A 14691-nucleotide genomic window follows, 5' to 3' on the forward strand; every position below is an offset into this window, starting at 1 on the left:
GTGCGGGCTACGACATTCACCGTGCGGGAGCTGGTACCGCGCGTCCCCTCCCCCGCAGAGGCTACGATATTCACACTTCTCGGGCCGGGGCGCTCTCTCCTCCCCCTTGCGGGGAGGAGTTGGAGGTGGGGGTGGTTCAGGATGGATCGCCGCGGTGCCTTCTGCGCCACCCCCACCCCTGGCCCCTCCCCACAAGGGGGAGGGGAAACGCGCTTGTTTCTCAGGCCCCTGGCGTCCGGTAGAGAAGTGTGAATCCGCTAGCCCGCAGAGGGGGGAGGGAGAGGTGGCGCCGCGAGGGGCGCCGTCAGGCCGGATGCGCGTTGTGGATCTGGTCGAAATCCAGCGACGCCGTGTCGATCACGATCTGCGTCCGGCTGATCACCTCGAGCTTGCGCAGGATCTCGGAAACATGCGCCTTCACGGTCGAGTCGCCGACCTGAAGCTCGTGGGCGATCTGCTTGTTGAGCTTGCCCTGGCGGATCATCATCAGCACCCGCAATTGCTGCGGCGTCAGCCGGGCGAGGCGCTCGGGCAGCGGTGCCTTCTTGGACCGCGCCGCCGGGGCACTCGCCTCGGCGAGACCCGGCGGTAGGAACAGCGCCCCGCTCAGCACCTCGGTGATCGCCCGCGTCAGCGTCGCCTTATCCATGGCCTTCGGCACGAAGCCGGCCGCGCCGTGCTCCAGCGCCTCGCGCACGATGCGCGGATCCTCGTGGCCGGAGACGATCAGGATGGGGATGCGCGGAAAGCTCGCCCGGACCGTGATCAGCCCATCGAAGCCGGAAGTGCCCCGCATTGACAGGTCGAGGAGCGTCAGGTCGATGTTCCGGTTGGCCGCCAGGACCGTGCAGGCCGCCTCGATCCCGTCGGCCTCGTGTAGCACCGCATCCGGGTGCGCGAGGCGGATCGTGGCCGCCAGGGCGTCCCGGAAGAGCGGGTGGTCATCGACGATCAGGAGATGCACGGACAACGCGGTCCTTCGCTGGAGATCCTCACGGGATCTCTCGAAAACTGATCGAAGCGGCCCCGGGGCGCAAGCGGGTGTTGAGGGGCGCCGCCCGCGCTCCGAGGCCTGGGCAAGCCGGCCCCGGAGGAGCCGCCTCGCTTTCGTTGGGCTCTTAGCGCGACGCCACCGTCTTGGGCAGCTTGAACGCCCAGAAGCTGCCGCCCTGGTTGATGCCGGCGGTCGACTTGGCAACCTCGCCGCCCCAGAGCGGGACCGCGCCGCCCCAGCCGGCCGCGACGCCGACCCACTGCTCGCCGTCCTGCTCCCAGGTGATCGGCGAGGAGACCACGCCGGTGCCGACCTGGAACTTCCACACCTCCTCGCCGGTCTTGGCGTCGAAGGCCTTCAGGAAGCCCTCGGGCGTGCCGGTGAAGACGAGGTTGCCCGCGGTGGTGAGCACGCCGGCCCAGAGCGGGGCCTTGTTCTTGTATTCCCACACGATCTTGCCGGAGGCCGGGTCGATCGCCTTGAGCGAGCCGATATGGTCCTCGAAGACCGGCTTGATGGTGAAGCCGGCGCCGAGATAGGCCGCGCCCTTCTTGTAGTTCACCGGCTCGTTCCAGATATCCATGCCCCACTCGTTGGAGGGCACGTAGAACAGCTTGGTGTCGGGGCTGTAGCCGATCGGCATCCAGTTCTTGCCGCCGAGGAAGCTCGGCACCGCGAAGACCGACTTGCCCTTCTTGTCGTCGCCGGTGGCCTGGCTCGGGTCGCCGGGACGATTCTCCTCGTTGTAGATCGGGCGGCCGTTCTCATCGATGCCCTTGGCCCAGTTGATCTTGTTCACGAACGGCGTCGCCGAGATGAACTTCCCGTTGGTCCGGTCGAGCACGTAGAAGAAGCCGTTGCGGTCGGCGGTGGCGCCGGCCTTGATGGTCTTGCCGCCCTTGTTCAGCTCGAACGGCACGAACTCGTTGACGCCGTCGAAGTCCCAACCGTCATGCGGCGTGGTCTGGAAGCCCCAGACGATCTCGCCGTTGTCGGGGTTGAGGGCGAGGCGCGAGGAGGTCCACTTGTTGTCGCCCGGCCGCAGCCAGGAGTTCCACGGGCCGGGATTGCCGGTGCCGAAGTAGATCAGGTTGGTCTCGGGATCGTAGGTGCCGCCGAGCCAGGTGGCGCCGCCGCCGAACTTCCACATGTCGCCCGGCCAGGTCTCGTTGGTCTTGCCCGTCATGGTCGAGGGCTTGCCGTTGAGCTCGCCCATGTGGCCCTCGATCACGGGGCGCTTCCACACGATCTCGCCGGTGTCGGCGTCGCGGGCCTCAATCCGCCCGATCACGCCGAACTCGCCGCCGGAGACGCCGGTGATGATCTTGCCCTTCACGATGATCGGGGCGGCCGTGTAGCTGTAGCCGGCCTTGAAGTCGTCGATGTCCTTGCGCCAGACCACCTTGCCGGTCTTGACGTTCAGCGCGACGAGCTTGGCGTCGAGCGTGCCGAAATAGACATTGTCCTTGTAGAGCGCGGCGCCGCGGTTCACCACGTCGCAGCAGGGCAGGATGCCCTCCGGCAGGCGGGCATCGTATTCCCACTTCTTCTCGCCGGTATGGGAATCGATCGCGTACATGCGCGAATACGAGCCCGTGACGTAGATGATGCCGTCCTTGACCAGCGCCTGGCTCTCCTGGCCACGCTGCTTCTCGCCGCCGAAGGAGAACGACCACGCCGGGACGAGGCTCTTGATGTTGTCGCGGTTGAGGGTCTTCAGCGGGCTGAAGCGCTGGGCCTGCGGGCCGAGCCCGTAGGTGACGACGTCGCCGGGCGTCTTGGCGTCGTTGATGATGTCCTGCTCGGTGACCCCCTGGGCCAGCGCCGGCAGGGCACTGCCCGCCACGAGGGCGGCGACGCCCACCGCGGCGAGGAACCGGGTCCGCATTCTCATGACGTGTCCTCCGTCTACGGCCCCGGTCCGTATGGCCGGGGCATCCGGGTTTCGACGCGGGCCGCACGAGTCGCGGGGCGTCCCCTTGGGAATTGAGGCTATCCGGCTTCTCAGGAAAGTCTTATTGGCCATTGGTCGAATGTCCGGTAGATTTTCCGATGAATACCGAAGTATTCGTCAGGTCAAGATAACCAGCACATCAGGAATGGCCGCGCATCCCCTCCCCCTCTGCGGGGGGAGGGAGACGCGCGGCGGTCCTCAATACCCCTTCGGCGGCGTGTAGGTGACGCCGTAGGTTTCGCAGATTGCCTTGAGCCGCCCGTCCGCGTTCAGCGCCGTCACCGCATCCGCCACCGCGTAGGCGAGGTCGCGCGAGTCGGTCTTCACCGCCCCGCCGATCTCCCAGCGGGTCTTGACCAGCCCCGAGGATGGCACCGTCGCGATCGGGTTGTCGTCCTTGGGCGCCTTGGCGGCGAACAGGGCGGCCTCGATCGCCGCACGGGTGCCGGCCAGGATCGGCGCCTCGCCCGCCAGATAGGCCTTCGCGGCCTCCTCGAAGCTCTTGTAGTGCTTGAGATTTCCGCGGAACCGGCCGCCCTGCGCGGTGAGCAGCATCAGGTCCGCCGCGCTCGTCCCTTCGAGCGCCACGGTCTTATCGCCGATATCGTCGAGCGTATCGAACCCTTCGAGGTCGCCTTTGTGGTACGCGAAGGCGATCTCCTGCTCGAAATACGGGGCGGTGAAGAACACCTGATCGTTGCGGATCGCCAGTTGTCGATCGGTCGGCACGTGCAGCATCAGGTCGGCGAGCGGTGAGCCGGCGAGGTCCCCCTTCCAGAGGTTGAGGCGCAGGTCGCCGTCGACGTTCTCGCCGGCATCGACCACGCGCAGGTAGAGCTTGACCTTGAGCTTTTCGGCGATGGCCCGGGCGAGGTCGGCGTCGATGCCCTGGGCCTTGCCGTTCACCGTGTCCGAGAACGGTGCGTTGTCGCCGTAGACCGCGACCCGCAGCGTGCCGTCGGCCACGACCTGATCGAGCGGCCGGGCAACGGCCTTCTGTTGCGTTCCGAGCGCCAGCAGCAGGCCGCAGGCGAACGCAAGCTGCGCCCTACTCCTCATGCTTCGACTCGATGTAGCTGCGGATCGCCCACAGGCCTTCCTGGGAGATCAGGCCGTCGAAGACCGGCATCTTGGTCACGCCGTTGATGACGGCGCCGTGCTTCATGCGCTCGACGAAGTATTCGTCGCCCTCCTTGCCCTGCGGCAGGTAGCGCAGATCCGGGGCGAGGCCGCCGGAGATCATCTCCAGGCCGTGGCAGCGGGCGCAATTCTGGTTGAAGCCAGAGGCGCCGATCGAGATCGCATGGGCATCGCCCTTGTAGGGGTTCTCGGCGAGCCATTCGGTGCCGAGCGGCTTGAGGCCGTCGGTCTTGACCGGCTGCGGCTGCACATCGCCATGACCCAGGGCGCCGCTCGCCGCCAGGACGAGCCCTAATCCCAGCAGCCCGCCCGCCACCGCGGTCTTCGTTGCGCGCATCACCCGCCTCCCATCGTCGTTGGGTGACGGTTAGCAAGTACCGGGAGCGAGACCCATTATGCTTTGGTACGGACTAACCAGGTCTTTCCGACCGATGACTTGTGTTGCACTGCACACGAACGCGTGTGTGCACCTTGGTCCAATATCCGCCGCCTCCCCTCCGCACCTAAGACTCCAGGCAACGAACAGCACCGGGGCGGAGGAGATGGACGGGGATGGTGTTCTCCGGGGCGTGGCGGACCAACAGGGCGGGGCTGCGCCCGCGCGCCGGCCTCGTCTTGGCCGCCCTGCTGGTCCCGGCGTCGGGTTGCGCGGCCGAGGCGGCGGGGCCGCCGCTGACCATTCAGTATCTGGAGCGTCGGATCGAGCGCCCGGTGCCGCTGAACAACGAGGATCCGATCCCCGACGATGAGGGCGCCAGGGGCGCCGAACTCGGGCTGAAGGATTCGAACGCCACCGGCCGCTTCATCGGGCTGTCGTTCAGCCTCGAATCCCGGATCGTCCAGCCGGGCGACGACATCCGCGCGGCATTCCGGGACCTTGCGAACCCGCGCTTCGTGGTGGTGAACGCCCCCGCCGAGGACGTGCTCGCCATCGCCGATCTTCCCGAGGCGCGGAGCAGCGTGCTCCTCAACATCGGCGCGCCCGACACGCGGCTGCGCGACGCGGATTGCCGCAAGAACCTGCTCCACGTCCTGCCCTCGCGGGCCATGCTGGCGGATGCGCTGGTCCAGTTCCTCGCCTTGAAGCGCTGGTCGCGGATCCTGCTGGTGGCGGGGCCGGCCCCCGGGGACGCCCTCTACGCGGAGGCCCTGCGACGGAGCGCGAAGAAGTTCGGCGCCCGGATCGTCGCCGAATCCAGCTACGATCCCAAGGGGGGTGATGTCCGCGACACGGCGCTCCGCGAGTTCGCCCTGCCGACCCGCGGCGCGGAGCACGATGTCGTCGCGGTCGCCGACGAGGCGGGGGAGTTCGGCGCGAGCCTGAACTACAACACGGCGTCGCCGCGGCCGCTCGTAGGCACCCAGGGCCTGTCGCCGGCCGCCTGGGGGCGCCCCGTCGAGGCCTGGGCGGCGGTGCAACTCCAGGGCCGGTTCCGCAAGCTCGCCGGCCGGGCGATGCGGCCGGTCGATTGGGCGGGCTGGATGGCGGTCCACGCGATCGGCGAGGCGTCCGTCAAGGCGCGCAGCACCGACCCCGAGGCGGTCCGCGCCGCGCTGACGGCGCCCAACTTCGAGGTCGGCGGCTTCAAGGGCCGGCCCCTGAGCTTCCGCGCCTGGGACGGGCAGCTGCGCCAGCCGGTCTTCCTGCTCTGGCCGGGGGCCGTGACCGCCACGGCGCCGATCGAGGGTTTCCTCCACCACCGCACGGAACTCGACACCCTCGGCCTCGACGAGCCCGAGAGCGTCTGCCGTGCCTTCACCGGACGCGCAGGATGAACCGCTTCGTCCCCCTCGCCTTCGCGGTCCTGGCGGTTTCATGCCCGGCCCGATCGGAAGAAATCTTCGTCACCAACGAGCGCGACAACACCATCTCGGTGATCGACGGCGACAGCTTCGCGGTCGTGCGGACCTTCCCCGTCGGCCGGCGGCCCCGGGGCGTCACCTTCGCGAAGGACGGCAAGACCCTCTACGTTTGCGCCAGCGACTCCGACGCCGTGCAGGTGATCGACCCGGAAACCGGCCAGGTCCGGCACGATCTGCCCTCCGGCGAGGATCCGGAGCAGTTCGCCCTGGCGCCGGACGGCCGCACGCTGTTCATCGCCAACGAGGAGAATGCCACCACCACGGTGGTCGACGCGCAGACCCGAAAAGTCCTGGCGCAGATCGATGTCGGCATCGAGCCGGAGGGCATGGCGGTGAGCCCCGACGGCCGCCTCGCCGTGACGACCTCCGAGACCACCAACATGGTCCATTGGATCGACACGAAGACGCTTCAGGCGGTCGACGCGACGCCGGTGGGGCAGCGCCCACGCTTCGCGGCCTTCTCGGCGGACGGGACCCGGCTCTGGGCCTCGTCGGAGATCGGCGGCACCGTCTCGGTAATCGATGTCGCCAGCCGCCAAGTGATCCAGACGGTGGAGTTCGCCGTGAAGGGGATCGCCGCGGACCGGGTCCAGCCGGTGGGGATCCAGTTCGCGAAGGACGGGCGCCACGCCTTCGTGGCTCTCGGGCCCTCCGACCGCGTGGCGGTGGTGGATACGGCAACCTACCAGGTCGAGAGCTACATCCTGGTCGGTCGGCGGGTCTGGCAGCTTGCGTTGAACGGAGCGGGCACGCGCCTCTTCAGCACCAATGGCGTCTCGGGCGACGTGACGGTGATCGATACCGAGTCGTTCAAGCCGATCCGGACCGTGAAGGTCGGCCGCTTCCCCTGGGGCGTCGCGGCCCGGCCGATGCCGGACGGCAAGGCCCCGGATGGCCGCGCCGCCGGCGTGACGCCGTGAGGTTTTTCGGGGCGGAGGCCGAGAACGCCCCCTCCCCCCTCTGTGGGGGAGGGTGGCCCCTGCGTCAGCAGGGGTCGGGAGAGGGGCGCGACGGTACAGAACGGCGCGGAGGCCTTCCCGCAGGTCGCGCCATTTTCGGCAGCCGGGTTCCCCTCTCCCGACCCCCTTCGGGGGCCACCCTCCCCCGCAGAGGGGGGAGGGAGAATGCGCGTCTCGTTCTGAGCGCACCGAGCCGGATTCACCCCGCCGGCGCAGGCATTCTCCTCCTGCTCGCCCTCCTTCTCCAAATCCTCCCCGCCCAGGCCGGCCAGCTCGATCGCGCGACCCTGGAAAAGTACTTCCCCCCGCCCCTCGTGGTCGGCGAGAAGGACGATGCGCTCCCGGTCTGGCCGATCCTGAAGCAGCAGGCCGGGTCCTACGAGGTCTTCGCCTACGCCTTCGAGTCGGTCGATCTCGCCCCGATCCCCGGCTTCGGCGGAACGCCGCCCGATTTGCTGGTGGCGCTCGCCCCGGACGGGACCTTCCGCGACGTGAGGGTGATCAGCCAGCACGAGCCGGTCTTCCTCGAAGGGCTCGGGCCGGAGCCGCTCTTCGCCTTCGTCGACCAATATGCCGGCCTGTCGGCCCGGCAGGCGATCCGGGTCGGGCGGCCGAATGCCCGGGCGGGCGGCGCCGCGCCGCAGACGACCGTCGACGGCATCTCCATGGCCACCGCCTCGACCCGGGTGATCAACCAGTCGATCCTGGCCTCGGCGCTCGCCGTGGCGCGCGGCAAGCTCGGATTCGGGGCGACCAATCTCGGCCTGAAGGTCGAGGCCAAACCTGACCTCTACGAGAAGCTCAGCCTGTCCGACCTGCTCGCCCGCGGCTGGGTTCGCCGGCTCACCGTGACGAACGCAGTCGCGGCCAAGGCCTTCAAGGGGACCGGGGTCGAGGATCTGGCCGACGGGCCGCCCGATCCCGTCCTCACCGACCTCTACGTCGCCTATCTCAACGCCCCGTCGATCGGCCGCAACCTGCTCGGCCCGGCGCGGTTCGACGCGCTGATGCGCGAGCTCGGCCCCGGCAACCACGCCGTGATGGTGGTGAGCGCCGGGCCGCCGGACGCGCCCGAGAACCCGCTCGGCGATCGGTTCGTGCTCGGCTCGATCCCCGACCGCCTGACGATCGGCCAGGGCGGGCTCATCGTCACCGCCCGCGACATGGCGGTGGAGCGCCGCGACACGGGCCTCGCCGAGGGGCTGCCGGCGGGGCCCTGGACGATCCTGCGGATCGATCAGGCCGCGGGCTTCGACCCTTCTGCCCCCTGGGTCCTGACCGAAACGATCGTGCGCGAGCGCGGGCAGATCCTGTCCGAAAAGATCACCCGGACGTTCCCGGTCGAGACCGCCCTGCCGGCCGACCTGTTCACCCGCGTCAAGCCGGACGAGGGGCCGAGCTGGACCGATCCCTGGCGGGCCCGCGCGCCCGGTCTCGGCGCGATCGCGCTCATGCTGGCGGTGCTGGTGCCGGTGCTGGCACGCCAGCGCGGGCTCGTCGCCGATGCGCGCCGCTTCCCGGCGTTCCGGCTCGGCTTCCTGGCGCTGACGCTGGGCTTCATCGGCTGGTTTGCGCAGGCGCAGCTCTCGATCGTCACGCTCGTCGGCCTCGTGCGCGCCGCCGCCACGACCCACGATCTCGCCTTCCTGCTCTACGATCCGCCCTCTCTGGTGCTCTGGGCCTTCGCGCTCGCCGCCCTCATTGTCTGGGGGCGGGGTACGTTCTGCGGCTGGCTCTGCCCCTTCGGGGCGCTCCAGGAATTCGTGGCGCTGCTGGCGCGTCCGCTGCGTATCCGGCAGGTCGCGGTCCCGCCTGTCCTCGACCGGGTGCTGCGGCAGGCGAAGTATGTCGTGCTCGCTGGCATCCTTGTGGCCGCCGCAGCCGGATCGCCGCTGGCCGACAGCTTCAGCGAGGTCGAGCCGTTCAAGACCGCCATCACCCTGACCTTCGTGCGGTCCTGGCCGTTCGTCGCCTACGCGGCCGGCCTGCTGGTGCTCAACCTGTTCGTCTACAAGGGCTTCTGCCGCTATCTCTGCCCGCTTGGCGCGAGCCTCGCCCTGCTCGGCCGGGTGCGGATGCTCGACTGGATCCCGCGTCGGGCCGAGTGCGGCTCGCCCTGCCAGCTCTGCAAGGTCCGCTGCCGTTACGGCGCGATCGAACCGAGTGGCCGGATCGATTACCCCGAGTGCTTCCAGTGCATGGATTGCGTGACGATCATCCACGATCCGGGGCAATGCGTGCCGCAGGTGGTGGCGCGCAAGCGCGGGCGCCGGGTGGTGCCGCAGCAAGCCGCCGCATGAGTCGGTCAGGCCCTCCGCATGCCCCCCGTCGCCGCGTCCTCGTGGCTGCGGCGGGTCTCGCCGGCGTGGCCGGACTCGGCGGTCTCGCGGCGTTCCGCACCGCCGCCGCGTCGCACGGCCTTCTGCTCCGGACGCGCGCGGGCCTCGCCTTCGGCACGACCGTGGCGCTGACGGCGGCCGGCTCCGATGCCGCTGCAATCGAGGCCGCGCTGATGGACGGGTTCGCGGCGATGCGCGCCGTCGAGGCGGCGGCCAGCCTGTTTCGCCCAGACAGCGACCTGTCGCGCCTCAACCGCGACGGCGTGCTCGACGCGCCCGACCCGCACCTTGTCGTGCTCCTGCGCTTCGCCCTGGCGCTCGCGGCCGAGACCGCGGGCGCATTCGATCCCACGGTGCAGCCGCTCTGGCCAATCTGGGCGGGCGCGGCGACCCGGGGGGGGCGGCCGGACGGCGGCACACTCGGCGACGCTCTCGGGCGGATCGGCTGGCGCCGGGTTCGGCTCGAGCCGGACCGGATCGTCCTGACGCCTGGCACGGCGCTGACCTTGAACGCGCTGATCCAGGGCTACGCGGCCGACCGGGTGATCGCGGCCTTGCGGGAGCGCGGCATCGGCGATGCCTTCGTGGATACCGGCGAATTCGGCGCCTCCGGCACGCATCCCGACGGCACGCCCTGGCGCCTCGGCCTCGCCGATCCGCGCGATCCCGCCTCGCTTGCCGCCGTGATCGCCCCATTCACCGGGTTCGCGGCCACGTCGGGCGACTACAATATGAGCTTCTCGGACGATCGGGCCGACCATCACATCTTCGATCCGGCAACGGGATATTCACCCGACGCCCTGTCCTCCGTCACCGTCACTGCGTCGTCCGGCCTCCTCGCCGACGGGCTGTCCACGGCCTGCATGGTCCTCGGACGGGAACTCGGTGCGCGGCTCATCGCCGGCCATCCCGGCTGTACGGTCCGCTTCACCGACAAGATTCGACCGGACCGGCGCCGCCTGTGATCCAAGGATCCCGGGCGGCGCGTCCACGTCGGGCCGCCGATCAGGCCGCCCGGACCCGGGCGAGGAAGCGGCCGACTTCCTGTCCGAGCCTGTCGAAATCGACCGACAGTTCGGAGGCGGAATCCAGGACGCTGCTGGCGGTCGTCCCCGTCGCCTCGACGGTCCCGGCCATCGCCGCGACGGTGGTGCTCACCGAACCTGTGCCGGCGGCCGCCTCGGCGACGGTGTGGACGATCCGCTCGGCGGCGACGCCCTGATCGTGCACGGAAGCGCTGATCTGCGTGGCGAGGTCGTTCAGGTCGCGGATGCGTCCCGTGATCCCGTTGACCGCACCGACCGCCCGATGCGTCGTGGTCTGGATCTGCCCGACCTGCAGGGTGATGTCGTCGGTGGCCTTGGCGGTCTGGCTGGCCAGCTCCTTCACCTCCGCGGCGACGACGGCAAAGCCCCGGCCGGCTTCACCGGCCCGGGCCGCCTCGATCGTGGCGTTGAGCGCGAGCAGGTTGGTCTGAGCGGCCACGGTCGAGATCATCGCCACCACGTCGCCGATCCGCTCCGCAGCCGCGCTCAGTTCCTGAACGAGCGGGATGGCGTCGGCGGCCTCAGCGGCGGTCCGACTGGCGAGGTCGGCGGTGCCGCTCACCTGCCGGGCGATCTCGCTCAGCGAGGCGCCGAGCTCCGCCGTGGCCGCGGCGGCGGTGTCGGCCGCGCGGGCGGCGTCTCCGGCCGCGGAGACGACCTCCACGGATTGACGTGCCGAGTTGGAGGCCGTGACCGACATGTCGGCGGCGGCCGTGCGCAGGCTCGCCGCCGCCGTGGATACGTGAGCCAGGATCCCGCCGACGGTCGATTCGAAGGTCGTGGCAAGCTGTTCGGTCGCGCTCTGGCGCGTCGCTTCCAGGGCGGAGCGCGCCTCGGTCGCCTCTCGCTCCAGAAGGCTGGCCCGGGTCAGCTGCGCCTGGGCCTCGCGCTCAGACGCGCCGAGCGCCCTGAATGAATGGGCCGCGGTCTGGCAGACCCAGATCAGGACGGCGGCTTCCATGACCACGATCACCGCGTGCAGGACCACGCGGCCCAAATCGCTGGCGGCGTCCGGGAAGATCAGCGCCGGCAGGGCGAGATCGAGGGAGAGATGGTGAACCGCGGTGGCCACGGTCGCCGTCAGGATCACGCGCCAGTCGCACCAGCCGACCAGCACGGCCAGACAGGCGAAGAAGTACATGTGCAGGTCGATCTGCCAGCGGTGACCGGTGAAGACGATCAGGAGGGTCGCCGCCATGCCGATCAACGCGAGTCCGCTGACGATGCGCGTGGCTGCGCAGATCGGGTTCCCCCGCCACAGGAGAGTCGCGATCCCGGCCAGGATAGCGACGGCCACGATCGGACCCAATGCCGGCCATCCACCGGTCAATACGGCTTCGGCCCCCGCGACGATCAACACATGCGCCCACAGGATCGCGATGAGGCAACGGCCGAATTTCTGGCGGATGAGGTCGAGGGGATTCATCGGGCGATGCTTTCGAAATTGTACTCAGGTCGAGACGAGGCGGGAGCGTCCCGCCGGACACCGGCGCAGCCGTTGGAGCCGCGCCCATCGAGGACGAGCCGGGCCCCGGTCGCGTAGAGGCGCCCGACAAAGCCGCCGCCCTCCGCGCGGGCAACCGCGATGTCCCGCACGCCGTCGACGTTCAGGATCGACCCGCCCGCCTCGGCGACCAGGCGGACGAGGTCGCCGGCGTCAGAACCCGCGGCGCCGACGATCACCACGGTGTCCGACTGCGGAACCGCCAGGAGCAGCAGCGGCACAACGAGCGTGACGGCCCCCCCGAGCACGCCGAAAGCCGTCCGGTGCGCCAGGCGTGCCGAGCCTGCCCCCGCCTCAGAAGAAATCACTGCCGTCATGCTGGATCGCTGCATCCTATCGATGGCGAAGGTCACGTACCATCCTAAAGGTTGATAATGACTTTTGCCCGACATGTGTAAGAAATTTTTTAAACTACCCTTGTGCGGGATGATATTGCTATGGCGATCGATATTTATTTTAAAGTACTTGTTACACGCCAAAGATTGTTTATGGTTGTGTCTTCTAGGGGGGTGAATCAATAATCGCACCTCTACGGTGGATCATGCAATATGGTCGGCACGCTATTTCCATCCGGATGGACTCGGTGTGGCGATGCCGGCTACCGGAGCAGGTCCCGATCATCTGAACAATTTCGCGTTCCAGGGGCGCGGTACGCGTCGAGCATCGCTTCGAAATCTGCGCGCAGATCGCCGCGCCATACCGGGTCAGCGCACGCCGCGGAGCGGAGCGTGACTTTTGCGTCAGGTGTCATGTTGGACTGCTGGGTCCAGAGTGTCGGAGATCGCGCGTGAGTCAGGGAATGGTGTCGGCTTGGCCGACGGGGACGTGGTCGATCGCTGAGCCCGGGGCTGTCGGATTCGATCCCGCCCGCCTCGCGGAAGCGGTCGCGTATGCCGAGGCGCACGAGAGCGCGTGGCCGCGCAGCCTGTATTACCCGGACGGCCGCTACGTGGGGATCGTCGAGTGGAACGAGACCGGTCCGTGGAGCGCCATCGCGGGCCCGGTGCGGGAGCGGGGCGGTCCGGCGGGGGTGATTCTGAAGGGCGGCCACCGGGTCGCCGCCTGGGGCGATACGGCCCGTCCGGACATGACCTTCTCCATCGCCAAGAGCTACCTCGCGGTGCTGGCGGGCCTCGCCCACGATGACGGGCTGATCCCCGATGTGGACGCACCGGTGCGCGACAGCGTGCCCGACCCGCTCCTCGACGGCCCGCATAACGGCGCGATCACGTGGCGCCACCTGCTGCAGCAATCGAGCGAGTGGCAGGGGGTGCTGTTCGGAAAATCCGATCAGGTCGACCATTTCCGGCAGATCGGCCCGGGCGCGGACAACAGCCGCAAGGGCGAGAAGCGGACGCTGAAGCCGCCCGGCACCCACTACGAGTACAACGACGTGCGGGTGAACCTGCTGTCCTATTGCCTGATGCGGCTGTTCGGCCGTGCCCTGCCGGAGGTGCTGCGCGAACGGATCATGGACCCGATCGGCGCCTCCCGGGACTGGGCGTGGCATGGCTACGACAATGCCTGGGTCGAGATCGATGGTGCCCGGATCCAGTCCGTCCCCGGGGGCGGTCATTGGGGCGGCGGCCTGTTCATCGGCGCCGACGACCATGCCCGGTTCGGGCTGCTCATCGCCCGTGGCGGCGCCTGGGACGGACGGCAGCTTCTGTCAGAGCGCTGGATCCACGCCATGCTGACGCCCTCGCCGACGCTTGAGAGCTACGGCTATCTCTGGTGGCTCAACCGGGGCGCGGCCGCCAAGCCGCAGCTTTCGGCGAACGCCTTCAGCGCGCTGGGTGCCGGCAACAACGTGATCTGGTGCGATCCGGACCGCGATCTCGTCGCGGTGCTGCGCTGGATCGACAAGAGCGCCGTGGACGGCTTCCTGCTGCGCTTGGCGGCGGCCGTGCGGGATTAACCCATGGCCGCGCCGTCCCGCACGCCGGCGCCCGCGTGGAGGAAGTCCACGAAGGCCCGGAGCACCGGCCGCATCAGCCGGCGGCAGGGATAGTAGAGGAAGAAGCCGGGAAAGCTGGGGCACCAATCCTCGAGGACGCGGACCAGCCGGCCGGACGCGAGATCGGCCGCCACCTGCGCCTCGAACACATAAGCAAGGCCGGCCCCGCGCCGCGCCGCCTCGGCGATGAGCCCGTCATCGTCGAGGATGAGGTTGCCGGAGACCGACACCGCGCAGGCGGCCCCGTCCCGCTCGAATTCCCATTGGTAGAGCGCGCCGCCCGCGAAGCGCCGGCGGATGCAGGTATGGGCGTGCAGATCCTGCGGCGTCGCCGGAGGCGGATGCTGCGCGAGATAGGCCGGTGCCGCCACGACGGCCCCGCGCTGCGGCGGCCCGAGCGGCACCGCGATCATGTCCTGCTCCAGGGTCTCGGCGAAGCGGATTCCCGCATCGAAGCCCTCGGCCACGATGTCACTCAGGCCACCCTGAACCCGGATCTCGATCTTGACCCCGGGATGCGCCCGCGTGAACGCGAGGACACGCGGGATCGGCACCATCTCGGCCGCGGAGCGCGGCACGGACAGGCGCAGGGTCCCGCAGAGCTGCTGCTGCGAGGCGGCGGCCGCTTCCACCGCCTCGGTGATCGCCGCGAGCGCAGGTTCGAGCCCTTCGAGCAGGCGCTGCCCGGCCTCGGTCGGGGCGACGCTGCGCGTGGTCCGGGCCAGCAGGCGCACGCCCAGATGATCCTCCAGCCCATTAATCGCATGGCTCACCGCCGAGACCGACAGGCCGAGATCGCGTGCCGCGCCGCGGAAGCTCCGGCGCGCCGCGACGGTGGCGAAGATCGACAGGGCAGGCAGGTCGGCGCGTCGCATTGTTGAGCCGGATAGAACAGCCTGCTGCGCTGTTCACCGCTTATCGGCGGGCGCCCGATA

General features: G+C 69.3%; 12 protein-coding genes. 5 read left to right on the forward strand and 7 right to left on the reverse strand.

Annotation, left to right across the window (positions count from 1 at the left end; translation table 11 throughout):
* Positions 1-304 precede the first annotated feature (304 nt).
* The 4 genes from BLQ49_RS24560 to pedF all read right to left on the reverse strand — a co-directional run bounded on the left by BLQ49_RS24560 (position 305) and on the right by pedF (position 4425).
* Complete coding sequence (locus tag BLQ49_RS24560) at positions 305-964, reverse strand: response regulator (protein WP_091721186.1); 660 nt, start codon at positions 962-964, stop codon at positions 305-307.
* 154 nt (positions 965-1118) lie between these two features.
* Positions 1119-2888 (reverse strand): PQQ-dependent methanol/ethanol family dehydrogenase, encoded by a 1770-nt coding sequence (locus BLQ49_RS24565; RefSeq protein WP_091721043.1) that lies wholly within the window; start codon positions 2886-2888, stop codon positions 1119-1121.
* 258 nt (positions 2889-3146) lie between these two features.
* Entirely contained in the window at positions 3147-4007 is an 861-nt protein-coding gene (locus tag BLQ49_RS24570) for a substrate-binding periplasmic protein (protein ID WP_091721044.1), read from the reverse strand.
* A complete protein-coding gene (gene pedF / locus BLQ49_RS24575) occupies positions 3997-4425 on the reverse strand; it encodes a cytochrome c-550 PedF (RefSeq protein ID WP_091721046.1) in 429 nt (142 codons plus the stop codon). Before pedF ends, BLQ49_RS24570 begins: the two co-directional genes overlap by 11 nt.
* Before the next feature lie 215 nt (positions 4426-4640).
* On the opposite strand from pedF, the gene BLQ49_RS24580 reads away from it, so the two are divergent.
* The 4 genes from BLQ49_RS24580 (at position 4641) to BLQ49_RS24595 (ending at position 10214) form a co-directional block, all read left to right on the forward strand.
* On the forward strand, positions 4641-5864 hold the full coding sequence (locus BLQ49_RS24580; RefSeq protein ID WP_091721048.1) for an ABC transporter substrate-binding protein: 1224 nt from the start codon (positions 4641-4643) through the stop codon (positions 5862-5864).
* A complete protein-coding gene (locus BLQ49_RS24585; protein WP_091721050.1) occupies positions 5861-6871 on the forward strand; it encodes a YVTN family beta-propeller repeat protein in 1011 nt (336 codons plus the stop codon). Before BLQ49_RS24580 ends, BLQ49_RS24585 begins: the two co-directional genes overlap by 4 nt.
* 236 nt (positions 6872-7107) lie before the next feature.
* Positions 7108-9210 carry a 4Fe-4S binding protein gene (locus BLQ49_RS24590; protein WP_244507755.1) on the forward strand — a complete coding sequence of 701 codons (2103 nt, stop codon included), beginning with the start codon at positions 7108-7110 and terminating at the stop codon, positions 9208-9210.
* Positions 9207-10214 (forward strand): FAD:protein FMN transferase, encoded by a 1008-nt coding sequence (locus BLQ49_RS24595; protein WP_091721193.1) that lies wholly within the window; start codon positions 9207-9209, stop codon positions 10212-10214. Before BLQ49_RS24590 ends, BLQ49_RS24595 begins: the two co-directional genes overlap by 4 nt.
* Positions 10215-10254: 40 nt before the next feature.
* On the opposite strand, the gene BLQ49_RS24600 is transcribed toward BLQ49_RS24595, so the two are convergent.
* Both BLQ49_RS24600 and BLQ49_RS24605 read right to left on the reverse strand, forming a co-directional pair.
* Positions 10255-11721, reverse strand: a complete 1467-nt coding sequence (locus BLQ49_RS24600; RefSeq protein WP_091721052.1) for a methyl-accepting chemotaxis protein — start codon at positions 11719-11721, stop codon at positions 10255-10257.
* Positions 11718-12116 (reverse strand): hypothetical protein, encoded by a 399-nt coding sequence (locus BLQ49_RS24605; protein WP_143012316.1) that lies wholly within the window; start codon positions 12114-12116, stop codon positions 11718-11720. The genes BLQ49_RS24600 and BLQ49_RS24605 overlap by 4 nt, the downstream gene beginning before the upstream one ends.
* Positions 12117-12586: 470 nt before the next feature.
* Here BLQ49_RS24605 and BLQ49_RS24610 point away from each other — a divergent pair, with 470 nt between their 5' ends.
* Positions 12587-13717, forward strand: coding sequence for a serine hydrolase domain-containing protein (locus BLQ49_RS24610; RefSeq protein WP_244507750.1), 1131 nt, complete (start codon positions 12587-12589; stop codon positions 13715-13717).
* On the opposite strand, the gene BLQ49_RS24615 is transcribed toward BLQ49_RS24610, so the two are convergent.
* On the reverse strand, positions 13714-14631 hold the full coding sequence (locus tag BLQ49_RS24615) for a LysR family transcriptional regulator (protein ID WP_091721058.1): 918 nt from the start codon (positions 14629-14631) through the stop codon (positions 13714-13716). The two genes, BLQ49_RS24610 and BLQ49_RS24615, sit on opposite strands and share 4 nt — an antisense overlap.
* Positions 14632-14691: the final 60 nt, after the last annotated feature.

The sequence above is a fragment of the Methylobacterium phyllostachyos genome, from assembly GCF_900103445.1.
Classification (GTDB): domain Bacteria; phylum Pseudomonadota; class Alphaproteobacteria; order Rhizobiales; family Beijerinckiaceae; genus Methylobacterium; species Methylobacterium phyllostachyos.